Source organism: Streptomyces sp. QH1-20 (genome assembly GCF_041283565.1).
Classification (GTDB): Bacteria; Actinomycetota; Actinomycetes; order Streptomycetales; family Streptomycetaceae; genus Streptomyces; species Streptomyces syringius.
Genome location: NZ_CP166299.1, coordinates 515,253 through 535,221, shown reverse-complemented (window position 1 = coordinate 535,221; position 19,969 = coordinate 515,253). Strand labels below are relative to the sequence as shown.

Below are 19,969 nucleotides of genomic sequence, written 5' to 3'. Positions count from 1 at the left end.
GTTCCGGTCGGCGTGGGGCGGGGTGATCTGTCGAACGAGGAATGGGCCCGGCTGGGGCCTCACCTGCCGAAGAACGCTGGGCTCGGCGGGCGTTGGAAGAACCACCGTCAGGTGATCAACGGGATCCTGTTCCGTCAGTGGACCGGCATCCCGTGGCGGGATCTGCCGGCGCGGTTCGGGAAGTGGAAGACGGTTCATGACAGGCACCGCAGGTGGTCAGCGGACGGCACGTGGGACAGAATTCTGCGGGCCGTCCAGGCCGAAGCTGACACAGAGGGCCGCATCGACTGGTCCATGGCGAGCGTGGACTCCACCGTGAGCCGCGCCCACCAGCACGCCGCCGGTGCCCGCAAGCAGGCACCACGGAAACCCGGCAAGCGCACCCAGCCCGCCCAGCATCGCCCCGATGAAGCCCTCGGCCGTTCACGCGGCGGGCTGAGCACAAAGATCCACCTGGCTGGTGAAGGCGGGCTGCGGCCTCTGGCCCTGATGGTCACGCCCGGTCAGTGGGGCGACGCCCCACACATGATCCCGGTTCCTGGAGCGGATCCGCGTTCCCCGCCCGTCAGGCGGCCATCCGCGCACCCGATCGGACCATCTGAGGGGCGACAAAGCGTACAGCTCCCGCCACAACCGCCGTTACCTTCGGCGCCGGCAGATCAAACACACCATTCCCGAGCGCCGCGACCGGCGGACCCACCGCCAGAACCGCGGCAGCCAAGGAGGTCGGCCCACCAGCTTCGACCCATCGCGCTACGCCCGCAGAAACAAGGTCGAGCGGACCATCAACCAGCTCAAGGGCTTCCGGGCCGTAGCAACCCGCTTTGACAAGCGGGCCTACGTCTTTCACGGCACCGTGACCGTGGCAGCGGTGCGCCTCTGGTTGCGCTCGTGACCCACCGAACATTCCTTAGTAGTAGAAGCTCTTTCCGGTCAGAAGATCTACATTGGCGATGACCTTGCCGTCGACGTCGACGAGATGGCCGACTTTGGCGTCGGTCTTGACGAGAGCGGCGATATCGAGCTCACCGCGCGGTTCTGGCGCTGCTTGGGCGGGGGCGGCGACGATGAGAGCCGCCGCGAGGACAACTCCGGCGACCAGATACGACTTCCGCCGCCGGTTGCCATCCCCGACGCGGAGACGATGACGGCCGGGCCCTCCACCTCCTGGACGGCCATCGACTCCTCCACCGAGCGTGCGGCCGAGAAAGGAGCCGGGTCCAGGACGGACGCCCCGGCGTCCACCACCTCCGGCCGTATCTCGGGTGCCCGTGCGACCAGTGCCTCCTCGTAGACGCGCAGCGCGGCCAGTGCCATGGGGCTGTCCACGTACACGGGCACCGCACGAGGGAGCGCGCCGGTTCGTCGTAGCCGGGCCAGCTCGTGCAGTACGACCTCGGTGCGGTCCACGGCGAACGCGGGGATCACCACGGTCCCGCCACGCTCCAACGTCCTGTTCAGTGCTTCTCTGAACACCGCACGGCTGCTGTCGCTGTCGTGGCGCCGGTTGCCGTAGGTGGACTCGAGTAGCAGTACGTCAGCTCCGGTGAAGGGCTCCGGCGATCGCAACAGCGGGTGCACCGGTCTGCCGAGATCACCGCTGGAGGCCAGCGTGTGCCCGTCCTCCAGGGTGAGAAACGCCCATGTGGAGCCAAGGATGTGCCCTGCATGGTGCAGGATCAGCCGGGTGTCGCGGGCGACCTCCGTCTCCGCGCCCGGCTCGACGGTCCGGAACAGCCGCATCGTGCGGTCGACGTCCATCTCGTCGTAGAGCGGTTCCGCGGGGTGGTGCTTCGAGTGGCCGTAGCGGTTGCAGTGGTCGGCTTGCTCCATCTGTAGCCGGGCACTGTCGCGCAGCACGATTTCGGCGAGCCGGGCGGTGTTCGGGCTGCAGAACACGTCCCCGTGAAAGCCCTGCCTGACCAGTCTGGGCAGGTAGCCACAGTGATCGACGTGGGCGTGGGTGAGGACGACTGCGTGAACGGCCGAGGCGTCGACCGGGAAGCGCCGCCAGTTCAGGCGGCGCAGCTCGGCCGGCCCCTGGAAGAGACCACAGTCCACCAAGACCCGGACGTGATCAGTCTCGACCATGAATTTGCTGCCCGTCACGGTGCCCACGCCGCCGAGGAAGGACAGCAGCCCAGGCCGGGATCTCGCCGTCGCCTGTGAAGTGCTGGTCATCCTCACCTCCAGGATGCCAAGGACGGGCCGGTCCGGGGGCGTGTCGCCCGTCCTTCCACCGTGCCCCCGATCCACTGCGCGCGCACGGGGACCGGTGCCCGACCACAGGCTGGGAACGCCCCGTGGCAGGTCGCTGAAGGTCGCGGGCTGGAAACAGTCGGGCGGGCCGAAGAACCGGAGGGGGTCTCCGGGTGAATGGGAGCCGTGAGGGGGTCCGTGGCCGGCGCTCTCGCGTTCAAGGGCGCGGCGTAGTTGTTCGAGCTTCGGGGGCAGGAAGTGTGCGAGCCCGTAACGGTGGCGTCCGCTGTTGTAGCTGCGGATCAGGCCGCGTTGCTGCAGGGGCATGCCGTGACGGCGCCGGGTGTGCGACCCGTCGTCGCGCGTCGTCCCCGCATGATTGTGGGCGAGCGAGACCCAGAGTGCCGTGGCGCTGCCCTCGAGCGTCTCTGTCAGCTGCAAGCGGATAGGCAGCCATTGGGCGAGGGCGTCTCGGCTCAGAGGCGACAAGGAGACGAGCTCACGATCCGGTTCGATGTCCGTGCCGTGCTGCGGCCGCCGGGTGACGTGGATGCTGCTGTGATCGTCCGACAGGTGGCCGATGTGCTGGGCCGCCAGTTCGCCGGCCCGTGCTCGCGTGTCGAGCGCCACGGCCAGCACGGCGATGAGCCTGGCGTGGCCCGGGGAGACGATGCGGGACACGTCTCGGCGGAGCCGTCGCCGGAGGTCTCTGAGCTGCCGGCGCTCCGGGGTGGGTCTCAGCTCGACAGGTCCTCCACTTCCTGCGGTCAAGGTTGGAAGCCCTGCCGCTTCCCGGAGGATCTGCAAACAGGCCAGCCGAGCCACGTTCGCGGCCTCTGAGGTTGGTGGCTTCTCACCGGCGACCAGACGGCTGCGCAGCGTGCCGGTCTTCGCCACCTGGACGTAGCGCCGGAGCGTCACCTCGTCGAGCAGCCTTGCGAGACTCCACGGGACATCGCCAGGCAGTACGCTCAGCTCGAGTGCGGTGGTGAGCTCCTGGCGACGAGACGCAGCGCCGTCGGGTCCAGAAGAGGACTGAGGCCGACGAGCTTGAGGTCGTGGGCTGGGAAGAGGACATCGATGTCTCTGCTTCGCTTTCTCCGTGGCTCCGCCCCAAGGTCGGCGACTGGCTGAATGAACGGCGTGACGAGTTCGATGTCTTGTACGTCTACAAGATCGATCGCATAGCCCGATCGGTGAAGGACCTCTGCGCTCTTCTCGATTGGTGTGACGAACATGGTAAATCCCTTGTGTCGATCGAAGAGGGCTTCGATCTGTCGACTCCTTGGGGACGCACTGTTGCCAAGATCCTCGCTGTTCTTGCGGAGGCTGAGCTCGAGGCAATCAAGGCCCGGGTCCGTGCCTCTCGTGCGGCTCTCTGCGTGAGGCAGGCCGATGGGCTGGCGGCCCTGTGCCGTTCGGTCGCGTGGCGGTCAGAGAGGATGACGGCTATGCCTTGTGCCTTGACCCGGAGTACGGGCCGGTGCTATTGGAGATGATTCGTCTTTTCATGGCGGTCAAGTCGTACGGGGTTGTTGCTGACTGGCTCAATGCCGGGGGCGTCCCCACGACGGCGGACATTGCCCGCATCCGGGCAAAAGCGTCCAAGGAAAACACGCGGTTGGAGGGCGAAAGGGCGAAACCTCGGGGGGCCAGGTGGATGGCGTCCTCGGTGCGCTCCATTCTGAAGTCACGGTCTCTGCTGGGCGAGTACGTGCGCGCAGACGATACGGTCGTTCGTCAGGCCGATGGCTCTCCGGTGATGATCGGGGAACCAGTGCTCACAGAACTCGAATGGCTTCAGCTTCAGGAGGTCGTGAGCCTGGTCAAGAAGACACAGGGGCTTCGGCGGGTCTCGCCGGTACGGGGCTTTCTGTTCTGCGACGGCCCGGGGGCTGCGGTGGCTCCGCACAGCATCTTGGGGAGGTGGCGAGGCAGCGGGAGGAGCTGACGAATGCTCCTGAGGCCAAGCCGGTGGAGCGGTGGGTGGCAGTGCAGAAGCATCTCCCGGGTTGCGCAGGTGGGGGCTGTGCATGTCCTGCCCTGACCTATGCGGAGTGGTGGGGTGCTTCGACTCCGGAGGAGCGGCGCGAGAAGCTGCTGGCCCGGCGGGTGAAGGTCCATGCCGACACTGTGGGCTTGCGTTTCGAGTACGGCAAGGGCTTCCCAGCTCAGGTGCAGCTGAGTGAGATGAGATTCAACGGCTCGCATGCCAAGCCGGGGCCGGGCGCGGTATCGGTCGTCATAGACCCCGGTGCGTGGACGGCTGAGCTGATGACTCATGAAGGAGCGGTGACGACGTTCCCTCTCCCCGGGGGGACTCCGGCGGTAGCACTGGCTGCGTGAGCAGCCAGGGGTGAATGTTTCGTACCGTGTTCCGCTCGGTCAGTTCCCCTGCGCGGCGAACGCCGCGTACGCGGCCTCGTCGAAGAGGACGAAGCGGACCTCTTCCACGGACGTGTCTGTGGTCTTCACCGTCTCGACGGCGATGCGTGCGGCGTCGTCCATCGGCCAGCGGAAGATCCCGGTGGAGATCGCCGGGAAGGCCACCGTTCGGGCTCCCAGCTCGTCCGCGACCCGTAGGGATTCGCGGTAGCAGGAAGCCAGGAGGTCGGCTCGGGGTGGGGCAACGCTCCACACCGGGCCCACCGTGTGGATGACCCACCGGGCCGGGAGGCGGCCCGCCGTCGTGGCGACGGCCCGGCCGGTGGCGAGGCCCTTGCCGTAGTGGGAGGCGCGCAGATCGCGGCAGGCACTGAGGATCTCGGGGCCGCCCGCGCGGTGGATGGCGCCGTCGACGCCCCCGCCGCCGAGGAGGGAGGAGTTCGCCGCGTTGACGATGGCATCCACGTGCTGCTCGGTGATGTCGCCCCGCACGAAGGTGATGGTGGTCATGAAGCCATCTTCGCTCACCGCGCCGTCCGGCCGAAGCGAGATTTTCAGGGGCGTACGGGGACGTGACACGCTCCGCGCGCGAATGAACCCGTGCGCCCTTGTCGCGCCGTGTGCATCGGCAGGGCGAAAAAAGTCATTCCATACCACTGCCCGGTCGCTCTTCTGCTGCCAATCTGCAACCTGGACACGCCGAAACATGGGGCGGATCTTCCGTCTCCGGCAGGCCATCGGGGGATCACATGGCACGGGCGGACAGCTGCGTTCGGCCTGCCGCGCGAGCGGTTCGGCATCGGCTCCACGGGACGGTGGTACGGGTACTTCTCGCGCTGGGCGCGGTGGTGGTGTTGAGTGCGCCTTCGCCGTCGACCGGCGGCCCCGTAACGGAGTTGAGCCTGACGGCCCAGAAACTGGAGCAGACGAAGTCCGGGGGCACCCTGCTCGTCAAAGTGCCGGAGCAGCTCGACTTCAGTGGCGGCGACATCCAACAGGGTGTGCGGAGAGTTCTCAAGGCGCGCAAGGATCGCACCCTGATCGTGGACCTGACCGGCTCCCCCCGCAGCGGGGACGCCGGCACCCTGCTCCTGCTGCTGGCGAAGACACGCGTGGTCCCGGATGACTCGGTTGTCGAGCCGCTCCACAAGAGCCGAGAGGTCCTCGAGTCGCAGAAGGAGGAGCTCTGCCGAGGCGGCAACGCCGAGGTGTGCAAACTTCTGCGGCAAAAGGTACAACCGAATCAGCAAGAGATCAGGCGCCACCTGCGCTCGACCAAAGCTCTCATCCCTCAGAACCAGCAGCCCGACGCCGAGCTGACGTTGCCGGAGAAATCGCCGCCCCCGGCAGACGACAGCGCACGCCCCGACACGACCGACATCCTCCTCATCACGCTCACTGCCCTCCTCGGACTCGTCGCCCTGGCCGTGTTCAAGACCAGGCGCCCCGTCGCCGCCCCAGCCACCACCGGTCGTCCGCTCCCGCCCGGCTTCCTTCTCTCCGGGGCGCCGGCGCCCGCGGACCGGCCGTCTCCAGCGCTCACGGGCCGGCCGCGCCTGGCCGTCGTGCGGGGGCCGTCGGACGGGCCGGTGCGGACCGCGGTCGTGCGGACCTGCTTGCGGCCCCAGGGGTACGTCGAGTTCGACGGCTGGCTGCACCGAGCCACGTGGGCCGAAGCTTCTCTCACCCCGCCGGGGCCGGGGGCGAGGGTCGACGTGGTGGGCCCGGAGTCCGGGCGGCTGGAAGCCTTCGCGCCCGGCGGCCCCGGGCATACCGACGACCGCGCTCGCGGCAGTACGCCGCCCTGACGTCCGTACCGGAACATCAACGCACAACCATCGGGGGACAACGTGATATCCGGAATACCGAAGCGGCCACCCGTGCCGCCGCAGGACCTGCCCACGCAGGACATGCCCGCGTCCTTCACCGACATCGAGATCGAGAACAACAACGCCCAGCGGCTGCCGCTGCTGCTCCTCCTCGACACCTCCAGCTCCATGGCCGGTGAGCCCATCCGGCTGCTCAACGAGGCACTGGCCACCTGGGGAGATGAGATCAGGAACGACCCGGCGCTGAGCAACAGCGTCGAGATCGCCCTGGTGACCTTCGGCGGCGCGGGCATCGGCATCTGGCAGGGGCCGCACCAACTGGCCCCGGGAGCCCCGGTCAGCCCGTTCGTCCCCGCCCAGCTGTTCCAGCCGCCGCGCCTCGCCGCCTGTGGGGTCACCTTGCTGACCGAGGCGGTGGAGGCGGCGATACCCCTGGTGGCGAACCGCAAGACGGAACTGAGGCGCAAGGGCCTGCAGTACTACCGTCCGCAGGTCTGTCTGGTGACGGACGGCCTGCCGACCGACACCGCGGGCCGGGTCACCTCCGCATGGCGGCGGCTGATCCCGGTCCTCGCCGCGGAACAGCAGGCGAAGAGGTTCCGCTTCTACGCCTTCGGTATCGGCGGCATCAGCGAGTACGGGCAGCAGGTGCTGCGCGAGCTGGCCCCGACGTATCACGCCACGCTGCAGGGGTTCCCGTTCAAGGACCTGCTCCAGACCATGTCGGCCAGCGCCGGCGCGGAGCAGAGGGGAGCGGAGGAGGCGACGTTCGAGCAGCTCTTCGCCCGCTTCAAGACACAGCGTTCCGCGTGGGACGACTGAGCGACGGAGGCGGGGGCGAGGTGTCGAGGGTGGTGGGAACGGGGCGTTCCCCAGCGGCGACGTGGCGGGTGCACGGCCTGAGCGTGCGCGGATACCGGCACGTGCAGCAGGGGTTGCCCTGTCAGGACGCCTGGGGGCAGGCGTGCGCGGGGCCGCCCGGTGCCCGGATCACGGTGCTGGCCGTGGCCGACGGGGCCGGCAGCAGGCCCCGGTCCGAAGAGGGCGCACACCTCGCGATCCGGCTCGCCACCTCGGTGTTCGGACGGCATCTCGCCTCCTTCGCGACGGCGGCGGGCGAGTCGGGGGAAGTGGGGGAGCCGGGCGGGGGTAACGCCCTCGCCCGGCTCCAGCGGGACGCCTTCCGGGAGGTGGTGGAGACCTTCCTCGACGACACCCGGGAGCTGGCCGGGGACAGGGGCGGACCGGCGGACTTCGCCACCACCCTCACCGTGCTGGCGCTCGGCCCCGGTTGGGTGGGGCACACCTCCCTGGGGGACGGATTCGTGGTGCTGCGCGCCGGTGAGACGGACGGCGCACCGCAGTTCCACCTTCTGCCGCAGCCGGAGCCACCGGGGGAGTACGGCAACGAGACGACGTTCCTCAGCTCGCCGGACGCCGCATCGCGGGTACGGATCGACTGTGTCCGTGACGACGGGGTCGACGGTGTGCTGCTGTCCACCGACGGTCTGGCGCAGGCGGCCCTGTCCACCGCGGACGGACGGGGACGGCTGGTGCCCAACCGGTCGTTCGCCACCTCCGTGCTGCGGGCGCTGGACCGGCCGGGGCCGGACCCGCAGGCCGACGCCGACGACCTGGGGGCGCTGTTGCGTTCGCACCGGCTCACCGCGCTCAACGCCGACGACAAGACGCTCGTCCGGGCCGTGCGCGGAGCCCGGCGGGAGTGGGGGAGGGGCCTGTCGTGACGGGCCGGAAAGTGCGGTTGAACGGTCGGCCGGTCGTCCTGCTGGATCAGCCGCTGGGCTCGGGCCTGGAGGCGGCCGTCCATGGTGTGGAGGGCGCCGATGATCTGGTGGTCAAGGTCTACCACGAGCCCGACGCGGCCCGGGAGCACCGGCTGAGGCGGATGCTGACCCTGAGTCCGCTGGCCGGCCGCCCGGTGGGCAGTGGCCAGCCGCCCGAGCTGGCCTGGCCGGTGGGGCTCGCGTACACGGCGGACGGCGCGTTCCTCGGCTACGGCATGGGCCGCTACGCCGGTCCCGAACATGTACAGCTCACCGGGTTGTTCAGCCGTGACCAGCGGCTGCGCCGGTTTCCCGAGCAGGCCGACTGGCGGTTCCTGCTCGGCGTCTGCTGGAACCTGGCCTTCATGACGGCCCGGCTGCACCACGAGGGATTGGTCATCGGTGACTTCTCCGCCAAGAACGTGGTCGTCGACCAGAGGGGCTTCGCGACGTTCCTGGACTGCGACTCGATCGGCTTCACCGACCCGGTGACGCGCGAGGTGTTCCCGGCCTTCCTGCACACCCCCGACTACGCGTCCCCGGAACGGCTGGCCGGTGCCCCCGGCAGCGCGCACAGCGACGACTTCGCCTTGGCGGTGCTGATCTACCAGTTGCTCAGTGCCGGATACCACCCCTTCGGCGGGGTGCCCCGCGACAGCGAGGACGACGTACTGATCTCGGACAACATCACCGCCAGCCGAAGCTTCGTCGTACGGCCGGAGTCGGTGTATCTGCCGCGTGGTGTGATCGACCCGACGGTGCTGCCACCTGCGGTGCTGGAGCTGGCCCGGCAGACATTCGGGCCGGGCTTGCGGGAGGTGGCGTCACGGCCCTCGGCCCGGCATTGGCTCGAGGCACTGGAGCAGGCGAGGGCCGAGGGTGCGGTGACGACGTGCCCCACTCGCCCGCGGCACGCGCACAGCACACACCTGGCCGGCTGCCCGTGGTGCGACCGGGCCCGGCTTACCGGGCACGATGCCTTCAACCCGCCGACGGCCCCACCCGCCCCGGCCCCCGGCCCGCAGCCTACGATCCCGCCGGAGTGGCTCAGGTTCGTGGCCGTGGCGTCAGCCGTCCTCCTCGTCATCATGCTGATTGCCACGGTCAGGTGACGTGATGCGGCCGTTACCCGACCCCATGGGCACGCACGATCATGTCTTCGAGCGGATCGCCCGGGCCGTCGATCCCGCCGACCCGGCGTCCGCCGATCTGCTGGCCCTCGTCGGCTCCGCACGGGCCCGGATGACCGCACCGATGCGGGTGGCCGTGGCCGGACAGATCAAACGCGGGAAGACCACACTGGTCAACGCGCTGCTCGGTGAGGAGATCGCCGACACCGGGCGACTCGAATTGACCTTCAACATATGCGAGTTCCACCATGCCGAGCGCCCGCGGCTGCTCGTCCACTTCAAGGACGGCAGTCCCGCCAGGGAGTTACCGCCCGGTGCGCTGTCGCGGCTGACCGCGCGCGACCCCGCCGGGGCGCGGCTGCTGCGTTCCGTACGCAAGGTGGAGGTGGGCCGTCCCAGCCCGCTGTTGCGCCGCTTCCGGCTGGTGGACACCCCGGGCCTGGGCAGTGTGCACGGCACCGATGCCGAGAACACCCTGGCCTTCCTGGGCATCGACGACCCGGGCCAGCGGGCCGACGCCGCCGGAGCGCTGCGGCGGCTGGGGCGTGACGCCCGGTCGGTGCACGCCGAGAGCGCCGCCGAGATGGACCGCGCCGACGCCGTCGTCTTCGCCTTCAGCCGGGGCCTCGGCCGGGCCGACCAGCAGGCCGTCGACTCCTTCGCCGGGGCGTACGGCGCGGTGGTGAGCCCGCTGAAGGCCTTCGGTGTGCTCACCCGCGCCGACCAGTACTGGCCGCCCGCCGGCGAGACGGGCCCCGACGGACTGCCCGTCGACCCCATGGCCCATGACCCCATGGCCACGGCCCGCCGTATCGCCGACTCCTGTCGTGAACGGCCGGCCGTGCGCCGCGTGTTCCACACCGTCCTGCCCGTCGCGGGGCTGCTGGGAGTGGCGGCCCAGTGCATGCCGTCCGCCGCGTTCGAGCCGCTCGCGGACCTGGCGAAGATGCCACCGCACCGGCTCGCGGAGCTGATGGAGGACGTCAACCTCTTCTGCGTCCGCGACGACCCGTCGCTGCCCGTACCCGCCGGAACCCGGGCCGCGCTGGTGGACCGGATGGGCGCCTGGGGTGTCTTCCTCGCGTGCGGCGCCCTGCGCGACGGTCTGGGCGAGGACGCCACCCGCCGATTGCTGCTGGAGCGCAGCGGCGTCATCGGGCTGCGCGAACGGATCCTGCGGCACTTCGGCAACCGCGCCGCACTGATCAAGCTCGACCACGGCCAGCGGGAGATCGCCGAGGAGGTGGCCCGGCTGCGCACGACGGCGCAGCTCGCCGACCGGCCCCCGCCGGCCGTGGCGGGGCGGGTGGCCGGGCTGCTGGAGGACATGAGGGTCACCGACGCCGGTCCCTCCGAACTGGCCGCCCTGGCCGCCTACTACCGGGGCGGGCTGAGCCTGACGGCGGCGGAGGAGTCCCAGCTGCTGGCGGTGACCGGTGAGTCGGGGCCGAGCTGCGCCGCCCGGCTGGGCCTTCCGGCGGGCACCCCGGTGGCCACACTGCTGCGGACGGCCCGCCGCCACGCCGCGCACTGGGCCGCGCGCTGCTGCGACCCGCTGCTCGACCGGCCCACGCTCGCCGTCGCCCGCGTGGTCCTGCGGTCGTACGAGCGGGTCGCGGACCTGGTCGGCCGGGCGGAGGCGCTGCTGTACGGGGACGGCGACGAAGGGCCGGGCGGGGCGGCCAGGGACGAGACGGACGGAGGAGGCGGTCGGTGAGCTGGAGTACGTATGACGGGGGTACGGGCGCGTACGACGGGGGCGCGAACGCGTACGACGGGGAGGGATGCGAACCACTACTGGACCCGGCGTCCGACGGGGAGCTCTTCGACCCCAGGGACCTCGTGGGCACCCCGGACCCCATGGAGTGGACGGATTTCCTGAACCCGCACGACGGCGCGGAGCTCGACCACGGTGACGCCCCGGCCCTCGCGGGCGTCGCCGACCTGCCGAACTACACCCCCGCCCACAGCGACCCGCACGCCGTCGTCGGCGACCCGGGCGGCGCCATGGGCGTCTGGCATCAGCACACCGGTGAGGGCGGCTGCGCGATCGGCGCCCAGGGCATGGTCCTCGAATACCTCACGGGGGAGCGGGTCAGCGAGGAGCAGCTCACGGCGGAGGCCGCGGCCAGAGGGTGGTTCGACGGCGCGGGCACCTCGCCGGACGCGGTGGGGAATCTGCTGGAGCTGCACGGGATCCGGGTGGAGCACACCGAGGGCGCGTCCCTGGCCCAGCTCCAGCAGGTACTGAGCCGTGGCGACGCCGCCATCGTCGGCCTCGACGCGGACGAGATCTGGGCACCGGGCCACGACCTGGCCGACGACACCCTGGGAGACCTGCCGGGCATCCCCGGTCAGGACGCCAACCACGCGGTCTGGGTCACCGGGTTCGACCACAGCGACCCCGCGCATCCGATGGTGGTGCTCAACGACTCCGGGCACCCCGACGGGCAGGGTCTGATGGTCCCGCTGGACGAGTTCATGGCCGCCTGGCAGGACTCCGGCAACCTCCTGGTCACCGCCGAACGCCCGGAGGCATGACATGACACACGAGCAGAGGACCGGGCCCGTGCGACCCCCGACACCTCCCCTTCCCGACCGGCCGCCGACCGTGGCCCACGAATCCCTGGCGGGGATCTCCGCCAGGTGCGCCGCGTGGCTCGGCGCGGAACGGGACCGGATCGAGGGCGAACTGCGCGCCGCGTACGGGAAGCCGCCGGACGCGGTGGTCACCGAGCCGCGCCCCGCCCCGGACCCCGTGCCGCCCGCGGCGGCGCCGCTCATCGAGCTGCTGGACCGGCTGGCCGGACTGGCCGGCGACCCGCCCGCGGCCGACGGACCGGTACTGGACCGGGTGCGCCGGGGCGTCGTGGCCGCGCTGGCCGCCTCCGGCGTGACGTCCGTCGAGGACACCGGCCCCGTGGACCCCGCCCGCCACCATGTGGTGGCCACCCGCGACGACCCCTCCGGCCTGCTGAGCGACCGCATCGCGGAGACGGTCCGCCCCGGCTACCTCTGGCGGGACGTGCTGCTGCGGCCCCAGGAAGTCGTCTCCTACGTGCCGTACGTGGGCCCCCGGACCCCACGAGCCGAAGCCGAGCACGGAAAGCGGGACGCGCGATGACCGCCACCGACAGCGACCGCCCGAGGTCCGAGGCCCTCTGCCAGATCCTGCGCCGCTCCCGGACGTTCCGCGAACTCGCCCCGATGGAGGCGGGCATCGGCTGGCCGCTGCCCGTGCCGGTACTGCAGGACGGCGCGCCCCGCGTCTACGTCCGTCTGCCGCTGCTCGTCATGCGCCCCGACCCGGCCGGGGGCGCCGACCTCTTCCCGCCGTTCGCCACGGTGGCCCTCGACTGGTCCACCGGGCGCCTGGCCGAGTACACCGACCTGCGTTTCAAGGAGCCCGAACGGTCGCGGCGGGAGTGGGAGCGGCCTGTGGGGCGCTTTCCGCACCCGGCCGTCGAAGGGCTGTCCACCGCCGCCTACCTGGCGGAGCGCGCCCGGCTGTTCGGCCTGTACGACGAGCTCTTCGACGGTCTCGCGCACGGACGGCCGCCCGCGCGGGCGTGGGCGGGGCCGTTCGGCGAGCTGCTGCGACGGCTGCTCGAACCCTCCCTGGCCCCCTTCTACCGGCGACTGGCCCCGAGGTTCCTCGGCCGGCACCTGCCCGAGGAAAGGTGAACCACAGCGTGCGCGACAACCCCTTCGGCCGGCTGCGCGCCGACGTACTGGCCGCCTTCCCCCGGCTCACCGAGGAACTCTCCGACGAACTGGGCCCCCGTCGGCGGGAGCGGCTGGAGCAGTCCCGGGCCCGGCTGGAGCGGGGCACCTGCCACGTGGTAGTCGGCGGCGAGTTCAAACACGGGAAGTCCACCCTGCTGAACGCCCTCGTGGAGCGGCCGGGGCTGTTCCCCGTCGACGTCGACGTGGCCACGAACGTGGTCTCCACCCTCGCCTGGGGTCCCCGGGAGCGGGCCAGGGTCCACCTCGGCGACCCGGCCCGGGCCGACGGTGCCGGGCGGCACACGGAGATCGACCTCGCTGACCTCGGCGCGTACGTCTCCGAGCAGGGCAACCCCCGCAACCACAAACGCGTACGGCTGGTCGAGGTCCGGGCGCCGGTCCCGCGGCTGAAGTCCGGTCTCGTGCTCGTCGACACCCCGGGCGTGGGCAGCGCCAACCCCGAACACACCGCGGCCACCCGCGCTTTCCTGGACCGGGCCGACGGGCTGATCTTCGCCTGCGACGCCCTCGACCCCCTCACCACCTACGAACTCGACTTCCTCGACGAGGCGCTCACGTCCTGCGACGTGGTGATCGTCGCCGTCACCAAGACCGACAAGGTCCGTGACGCCTCCCCGCTGGTCGACGACGCCCGCGAGAAGATCGCCGCGCGGACCGGACGCCCGGCGGACAGCCTGGTGGTGGTGCCCGTCTCCGCCTTCCGCAAGCTCACCTGGCTGCGGCACAGGCAGCGGGCAGCGGGCCGGGAAGGAGAACGCACCGACGACCGGCTGCTCGCCGACTCCGGCTTCCCCGAGCTGGACCACGCCCTGTGGGACGGGCTGGCCACCGCCGCCGGAGCCGTCCAGCTGCGCCGGGCCCTGGACGGACTCGCTGACGCGCTCGCCACGGCGGGCTCCCCGACGGCCAACGAACTCGCCGCGCTGGAGTCGGACGCGTCCCTGCGGCGCCTCCGGCACGACATCGCGGGAACGATCGCGCGGATCGAGCGGCTGACCGCGGGCGGCGCCGAGTGGCGCACCGAACTGCGCCAGCGCTTCGAACTCGACAACCGCCGTACCCGCACCGGCCTTCAGGAGGCCTTCGACGCGGTGTCGCGCCACTACCAGGAGGCGGCCGCCGGTGGCTGCGACCCCGGATCGGAGGAACTGGTCGGCGAGGTGGCAGCAGGCATGCTCCACGCGCTCACCGAGGCCCACGAGCGGCTGGCCACGGTGGCCGTGACGCTGATGCGCGAGTTCGCCGAGCGCACCAGCCTGCGCCTCACCCCGCCCGAAGTGCCCCCACCTCCCTTCACACCCGCCGTGGCCGTCCCCACCGTGCCGCTCGACGTCCGCCCCGCCCGCGCCTTCGACCTGCTCCGCAGCGGCTGGTCGACCGGCATGGCGGGACTCGGCGCCGGCGGGCTGGTGGGATTCGTCGAGCCGGTCACCGGCTTCACCGTGGCCGCGTGCCTGGGCGTCACCGGAGTCGTCCACGGCATCCGCAACCACCGGGACGACCTGCGCGAACGCGCCGAACGGGAACGGGCCGCCCGCCTGCTCCACCTCGTCAACCAGGAGATCGCCGCCAACCGGCGACACGCCACGGAAGCGTTCCACCAGGCGTACGGGGACACCGCCCAGACGTTGACACAGGAGCTGGGAGCGCAGCTCGCGGCCCAGCGTGAATCGCTCGCCGAGTCCGCCCGCAGGCTCCAGGAAGCCACCTCACGGACCGAGGAACAACTGGAGGGGCGGCGCGACGAGCTTCTCGCCCGGCAACAACGCCACCACCATCTGCAAGGCGAACTCGACCGGCTGCGCTCCCGGATCGGGCAGTCGGCCGCCCCGACGCCCCGTCCGGACCGGCAGCCGCCGCGCCCGGCGGACCGACGCCGTGCCACCGCCGACTCCCCGGCCTCCTCGGATCCCCCGGACTCCCCGGTTCCCCACGGTCTCTTCGACCCCGGCCAGTTCGACGCGCCATGACCACCGACGCCGACCGGCCCGGACCGGTCTACGGAATCGACTTCGGCACCTGGTCCTCGGCGCTGGTCGTGCTGCGCCGCGGCCACCCGCCGCTGCCGGTGCGCGACCCCGTGAGCCCGTACGGCACGACATCCGTGCGCACCGCCGTCTGTCTGCTGCCCGACCGGTCCATGGTGGTCGGGCAGGCCGCGCACAACTCACGGCTACGGCACCCGGAGCGCTTCCGGTCGGGGTTCAAGCAGGAGTTCGGCCAGCCGTCCCCGCACCTGCTCGGCGACCGACGCTTCAGCACCGCCCAGCTGGCGACGGAGGTCCTCGGCTTCCTCGTCCGGCAGGCCCGGCGCGCCGTCACCACCGCCCCCGCCCGCGTTGTGATCACCGTGCCCGCCACCTGGGAGAGCGGCCGGCGGGAGCTGATGAGGACAGCGGCCCGAGCCGCGGGCCTCGCCCCGGAGACCATCGAGGTGTACAGCGAACCCGTGGCCGCGGCCGTGTACGCCCTGCACGACCACGACCCGGGCAGGGAGCGCACCCTCCTCGTCTACGACCTGGGCGGCGGCACCTTCGACCTGGCCATCGCGCGGGGGACCACGGAGGGCCTCACCGTCCTCGGCTCGCCCGGGGGCCTGGCCGACTCCGGCGGCATCGCCGTCGACCAGGCCGTACTCGCCCTGGTCCGCGACCGCTGCCCGCAGGCCGTGGACGACCTGCGGCGGGCGGCCACCGGCACGGACGACGCAGCGGTGCTGCGCCGCGCGACCCTGCTCCACGAGGCGTGCACCGCATTTAAACACCAACTGTCGGTCTCCTCCGAGCACTCCGACCTGCTGACCATGCTGGACCCGCCCGTCGAGATCACCCTGACCCGGGCCGAACTGCGGGACGCCATCCGCCCGCTGCTGTCGGACACCGTCGCCGAGTGCGAGCGGGTGCTGGCCGCCCACGGCCTCGACTGGGGTGACCTCGATCTCATCGTCCCGGTAGGCGGCAGCTCCCGTCTGCCCATGGTCGGCGACCATCTCGTACGGCACACGCGACGACCGGTGCTCGACGTCTCCGAGCCGGAACTCGCGGTGGCCACCGGTGCCGCGTGGCTGGCCGCCGGCACCGCTCCCGTACGCGTGACGACCTCGCCGGCGCTCCCGTCGCCCGCGCCCCGTTCCCGTCCGCTGCCACCCCGGATCGCGGCCCTGCTGGACGCCGGACTGACCGACCGCATGGTGATCGAGGCGGTGCGCCGTGCCCGCACCTGACACCGCGTCGGAAACACCGATGCCACTGGCCGCCCACTGGCGGCAGCTGGTCTGTTCCTGGGCATCCGGCCACCGATGGCCCTACGAGGCCGACGCCTCCTTCGTGACCATCGAGCGCGACGCCCCCGAAGCGGCGTGGAAGATCCGCCTGACGGTGACCACGACGGGAAACGGTCTGCTGATCGTCCTGATGACCGACGACCGCTTCCTGAAGGGGGATCAGCTCGCCCTGGCGGCAGCCGCCGCCAACGCCTGGAACACCGACAGGCTGGTCCCCATGCTGACCGTCTTCAATCTGACCACTGCCCGCCCCTACCTGGCCGGGATCCGTACCCTGCCCCTGGCCTGCGCGATCCCACGGGCGGACTTCCACACGGCCGCCGACCGATGGGTCACCGAGGCCAGCGAACTCTTCGCGTGGTGCCGCGAGGAATGCCGTCTGTGACACACGCGACCCCCGGCTCCCCCTCGCTCCCTCCCCGCCATACGACTGAACCGCCGTCGACCGGAGCCGTCCGTGCGCGGATGCCCGCCCAGGCCGGTGTTACTTATAGGACGGGTGCGAACGTGCGTGGCCCGTCCGCCGGTCGGGCACGGCCATCGTGACGATCCCGGGCTCGCCCGGTGGGAGGTTCTGGAATGAGACGTGCGCTGGCGTGGACTCCCGTCGTCCTGGTGGTGGGGATCCTGGGTACCTCGGTGGCGGTCGCCGCCGCCGGCCCGACGGTGCCCGTGCGCGGCTCGGCCGGACTGTGCCTGACCGGCCCCGCCGCGGCGGCCCTGGAGGACGCGGACATCACGATGACCGCGACCGCCCCGGCCTCCATCGACCCCGCGAACCCCACCTGCGTACGCTTCCCGATCACCCACGGCAGGGTCTCGCTCCCCCTGGAGGACGGCGGGGCGATGCTCGACGGCGGCCTGGCCTTCGCCCGCGACGACAAGAAAGTCGAACTCGACGCACTCTTCGGCCACTTGGGGAACCCGCGCACCACGGCGAAGGCATCGGTCAACGGTACGGAGAGGAAACGGATCACGTTCCTGCGCTACGCGGTGGACCTGGACCACTTCTCGGTCGGCGCCCGGAGGGTGGCTGCCAGGGACGTCCGGACCGTACTGGCCGACGATGGTTACGCCGCCTTCGACAAGGCATTCGACGGCTCACCGCTGCGGGCCGGCGAGGACATGTTCACGGTCGGCGCCACCACGGTCTTCGTCCTGCCCGAACCTCATGAGGTGACGTGGTGACGGGGTGACGTGGTGACAGACGACAAAAGGCAAGGAGAGCGTGCGCTCCTTGCCTGTCTCAATTTATAGCGCACCGGGGGGCTTGCGGCAAGGCCCGGGTCATGCCGCAGAATTGTCGATCAAGGCCGGACCTGCGGAAACGTCAACGCGGAGGTGCGCGGGTGCGTGCCGCCGGACTGCACGGAGCAGCTGGCCGAAATGCAACTTCGTTACCTGGGGGACTTTGTGATTGACGTGATCGTGGTCGGCAGCGGACCGACCGGCCTGATGCTGGCCGGCGAGCTGCGACTGCACGGTGTGCACGTGGTCGTGCTGGAGAAGCTGGCGGAGCCGACGTCGGAGTCCCGTGGGCGCGGTCTGCACGTGCGCAGCGTCGAGGTGATGGACCAGCGCGGTCTGCTGGAGCGGTTCCGCGAGGTCAGCGAGCCGTTCTCGGTCGGCGGTCCCTTCGCCGCCTTCCCCACGCCGTGGCCGGAGCGGATGGACACCGCCCACCCCTACGGCCTCGCCATGCCGCAGCCGGTCACCGAGCGCGTGCTGGCCGAGTGGGCCGTCGAGCTCGGTGCCGAGATACGGCGCGGCTGCGAGGTGGTCGGGCTGAACCAGGACGAGGACGGGGTGACCGTCGAGCTGGCGGACGGCACGCACCTGCGCTCGCGCTACGCCGTCGGCTGCGACGGCGGCCGCAGCGCGGTGCGCAAGCTGCTCGGCGTCGGCTTCCCCGGTGAGCCCCCCACGGTCGAGACGCTGCTGGGTGACCTGGAGGTGACCGAGGACCCGGCGACGGTGGCCGCCGTGGCGGCCGAGATCAGCAAGACCTACGTACGGTTCGGCGTGGTCCCCAACCCGGACGGGACGTACCGCGTCATCGTGCCCGCCGACGGGGTGGCCGAGGAGCGTGCCGCGCCGACCCTGGAGGAGTTCAAGCAGCGGCTGCGGGAGGTCGCGGGCACCGACTTCGGCGTGCACTCGCCGCGCTGGCTGTCCCGGTTCGGTGACGCCACCCGGCAGGCCGAGCGCTACCGCGTCGGCCGGGTGATGCTGGCCGGCGACGCGGCCCACATCCACCCGCCGGTCGGCGGCCAGGGGCTCAACACGGGCGTCCAGGACGCGTTCAACCTCGGCTGGAAGCTGGCCGCCGCGGTGGCCGGCTGGGCGCCGGAGGGGCTGTTGGACAGCTACCACGGCGAACGGCACCCGGTGGGCGCCCGCGTGGTGAGCAACACCCGCGCGCAGAGCGTGCTGCTGCGGACCGACGCGGGTGCGGTGGCGTTGAAGGAGATGTTCTCGGAGCTGCTGGAATTCGAGGTCGTGAACCGGTACGTGACCGAGATGATCACCGCGGTCGGGATCCGTTACGACTTCGGCGACGGTCACGAACTGCTCGGCCGGCGCCTGCGGGACGTGAAGCTGAAGCAGGGGCGTCTCTACGAGCTGATGCGCGGCGGCCGCGGCCTGCTGCTCGACCAGACCGGCCGGCTCTCGGTGGAGGGCTGGGCGGACCGGGTCGACCACGTCGTCGACGTCAGCGAGGAACTGGACGTGCCCGCGGTGCTGCTGCGGCCGGACGGCCACGTGGCGTGGGTCGGCGAGGACCAGCAGGAGCTGCTCAGCCGACTGCCGCAGTGGTTCGGCGCCCCGTCAGCCGAGCGCGCCGCCTGACGGAGGAACCACCCGCCTGGCCCGGCCCCCGACCTCGATGGTGCCATCGGGGCGGGGGAGGGTCAGGATCTGTGAGCCGCCGCCCTGACGGATGTCCAGGGCGCGGCCCTGCTCGTGGGTGAGCACGATCGCCGCCGCGCCCGTCGCCTCGTCCTCGACGACACCGTCACCGCGCCGCGGGAAGGCACGGGCGCGTACTCGTCCCGCGCCCTCGTCCTGCCACGCCCACGCGTACAGCCACCCCTCACCCACGGGCGGCGCGGGCAGCGCCTCGACCTCGGCCGGTGAGGCGAACCGCTCGGTGCGCCGGCCGGACGCCCACTCGGCCCGCCCGCGCACCCAGGTGAGGTCGCCGTCCCGGCGGACGGGGACCTCACCGGCGGGCGGGCGCAGCACGTCGGTGCCCAGCAGCCACCCCACACCGACGAGCGGATGCCCGGCGAAGGCGAGGCGGGCGGACGGCGTCCAGATGTCGACCACCCCGCGCTCGGCGTCGTCGATGAACACGGTCTCGCTGTAGCCGAGTTCGGCGGCGAGCTCCTGCCGGCTCCCGTCGCCGCGCACGGTGGTGCCGTCGCGTACGACGCCGAGCGTGTTGCCGCCCCGGCCGCCGGGACCGCCGAAGACACTGAGTACCTGGATGTCGGTCATCCCGGCATTCAACATGACCGCTCACTCCCGGGCCTGTGTCCGCCCTCGTCGCCTTCGGCGCGGCCCTCGCCGATGCCCCGTCGCCACGCGCGGATCCGGCGCAACCCCCAC

Annotated in this window: 19 protein-coding genes; 16 read left to right on the top strand and 3 right to left on the bottom strand. The window is 71.4% G+C overall.

Going from position 1 to position 19,969, the window contains the following annotated elements; translation table 11 throughout:
- The first annotated feature begins 12 nt into the window (after positions 1-12).
- Positions 13-895 (top strand): IS5 family transposase gene (locus AB8O64_RS02505; protein WP_370417629.1). Its coding sequence is split into 2 segments (ribosomal slippage): positions 13-537 and positions 539-895, totalling 882 coding nucleotides; the frame shifts between segments, so codons are not numbered across the junction.
- Positions 896-942: 47 nt separating this feature from the next.
- On the opposite strand, the gene AB8O64_RS02500 is transcribed toward AB8O64_RS02505, so the two are convergent.
- On the bottom strand, positions 943-2,880 hold the full coding sequence (locus tag AB8O64_RS02500; protein WP_370417628.1) for an MBL fold metallo-hydrolase: 1,938 nt from the start codon (positions 2,878-2,880) through the stop codon (positions 943-945).
- 377 nt (positions 2,881-3,257) lie between these two features.
- Here AB8O64_RS02500 and AB8O64_RS02495 point away from each other — a divergent pair, with 377 nt between their 5' ends.
- Both AB8O64_RS02495 and AB8O64_RS02490 read left to right on the top strand, forming a co-directional pair.
- Positions 3,258-3,698: a recombinase family protein gene (locus tag AB8O64_RS02495; RefSeq protein WP_370417627.1), complete on the top strand. Its 441-nt coding sequence runs from the start codon at positions 3,258-3,260 to the stop codon at positions 3,696-3,698.
- On the top strand, positions 3,626-4,150 hold the full coding sequence (locus tag AB8O64_RS02490) for a recombinase family protein (protein ID WP_370417626.1): 525 nt from the start codon (positions 3,626-3,628) through the stop codon (positions 4,148-4,150). The genes AB8O64_RS02495 and AB8O64_RS02490 overlap by 73 nt, the downstream gene beginning before the upstream one ends.
- 434 nt (positions 4,151-4,584) lie before the next feature.
- Here AB8O64_RS02490 and AB8O64_RS02485 read toward each other — a convergent pair whose 3' ends face one another.
- Positions 4,585-5,094, bottom strand: coding sequence for an O-acetyl-ADP-ribose deacetylase (locus AB8O64_RS02485; RefSeq protein ID WP_370417625.1), 510 nt, complete (start codon positions 5,092-5,094; stop codon positions 4,585-4,587).
- A 239-nt stretch (positions 5,095-5,333) separates the two neighbouring features.
- Between AB8O64_RS02485 and AB8O64_RS02480 the strand changes: the two genes are divergently transcribed.
- From AB8O64_RS02480 to rox, 13 genes are all read left to right on the top strand, one after another.
- Entirely contained in the window at positions 5,334-6,392 is a 1,059-nt protein-coding gene (locus AB8O64_RS02480; RefSeq protein ID WP_370417624.1) for a hypothetical protein, read from the top strand.
- Between the two features lie 72 nt (positions 6,393-6,464).
- Complete coding sequence (locus AB8O64_RS02475) at positions 6,465-7,235, top strand: hypothetical protein (protein ID WP_370417623.1); 771 nt, start codon at positions 6,465-6,467, stop codon at positions 7,233-7,235.
- Positions 7,236-7,255: 20 nt separating this feature from the next.
- Complete coding sequence (locus tag AB8O64_RS02470; protein ID WP_370423769.1) at positions 7,256-8,158, top strand: PP2C family serine/threonine-protein phosphatase; 903 nt, start codon at positions 7,256-7,258, stop codon at positions 8,156-8,158.
- A complete protein-coding gene (locus tag AB8O64_RS02465; RefSeq protein ID WP_370417622.1) occupies positions 8,155-9,309 on the top strand; it encodes a hypothetical protein in 1,155 nt (384 codons plus the stop codon). The genes AB8O64_RS02470 and AB8O64_RS02465 overlap by 4 nt, the downstream gene beginning before the upstream one ends.
- Before the next feature lie 4 nt (positions 9,310-9,313).
- Complete coding sequence (locus tag AB8O64_RS02460; RefSeq protein ID WP_370417621.1) at positions 9,314-11,044, top strand: dynamin family protein; 1,731 nt, start codon at positions 9,314-9,316, stop codon at positions 11,042-11,044.
- Complete coding sequence (locus AB8O64_RS02455; protein WP_370417620.1) at positions 11,041-11,868, top strand: C39 family peptidase; 828 nt, start codon at positions 11,041-11,043, stop codon at positions 11,866-11,868. Before AB8O64_RS02460 ends, AB8O64_RS02455 begins: the two co-directional genes overlap by 4 nt.
- Before the next feature lie 28 nt (positions 11,869-11,896).
- Positions 11,897-12,451: a hypothetical protein gene (locus AB8O64_RS02450; RefSeq protein ID WP_370417619.1), complete on the top strand. Its 555-nt coding sequence runs from the start codon at positions 11,897-11,899 to the stop codon at positions 12,449-12,451.
- A complete protein-coding gene (locus AB8O64_RS02445; RefSeq protein WP_370417618.1) occupies positions 12,448-13,011 on the top strand; it encodes a hypothetical protein in 564 nt (187 codons plus the stop codon). Before AB8O64_RS02450 ends, AB8O64_RS02445 begins: the two co-directional genes overlap by 4 nt.
- Positions 13,012-13,019: 8 nt before the next feature.
- Positions 13,020-15,044 carry a dynamin family protein gene (locus AB8O64_RS02440; RefSeq protein WP_370417617.1) on the top strand — a complete coding sequence of 675 codons (2,025 nt, stop codon included), beginning with the start codon at positions 13,020-13,022 and terminating at the stop codon, positions 15,042-15,044.
- Positions 15,041-16,297, top strand: a complete 1,257-nt coding sequence (locus tag AB8O64_RS02435; protein WP_370417616.1) for an Hsp70 family protein — start codon at positions 15,041-15,043, stop codon at positions 16,295-16,297. Before AB8O64_RS02440 ends, AB8O64_RS02435 begins: the two co-directional genes overlap by 4 nt.
- Positions 16,284-16,742: a hypothetical protein gene (locus AB8O64_RS02430; protein ID WP_370417615.1), complete on the top strand. Its 459-nt coding sequence runs from the start codon at positions 16,284-16,286 to the stop codon at positions 16,740-16,742. Before AB8O64_RS02435 ends, AB8O64_RS02430 begins: the two co-directional genes overlap by 14 nt.
- 194 nt (positions 16,743-16,936) lie before the next feature.
- Complete coding sequence (locus tag AB8O64_RS02425; RefSeq protein ID WP_370417614.1) at positions 16,937-17,545, top strand: hypothetical protein; 609 nt, start codon at positions 16,937-16,939, stop codon at positions 17,543-17,545.
- Positions 17,546-17,770: 225 nt separating this feature from the next.
- Entirely contained in the window at positions 17,771-19,207 is a 1,437-nt protein-coding gene (rox, locus tag AB8O64_RS02420) for a rifampin monooxygenase (RefSeq protein ID WP_370417613.1), read from the top strand.
- On the opposite strand, the gene AB8O64_RS02415 is transcribed toward rox, so the two are convergent.
- A complete protein-coding gene (locus AB8O64_RS02415) occupies positions 19,187-19,858 on the bottom strand; it encodes a PhzF family phenazine biosynthesis protein (RefSeq protein ID WP_370417612.1) in 672 nt (223 codons plus the stop codon). The two genes, rox and AB8O64_RS02415, sit on opposite strands and share 21 nt — an antisense overlap.
- Between the last annotated feature and the right edge of the window lie 111 nt (positions 19,859-19,969).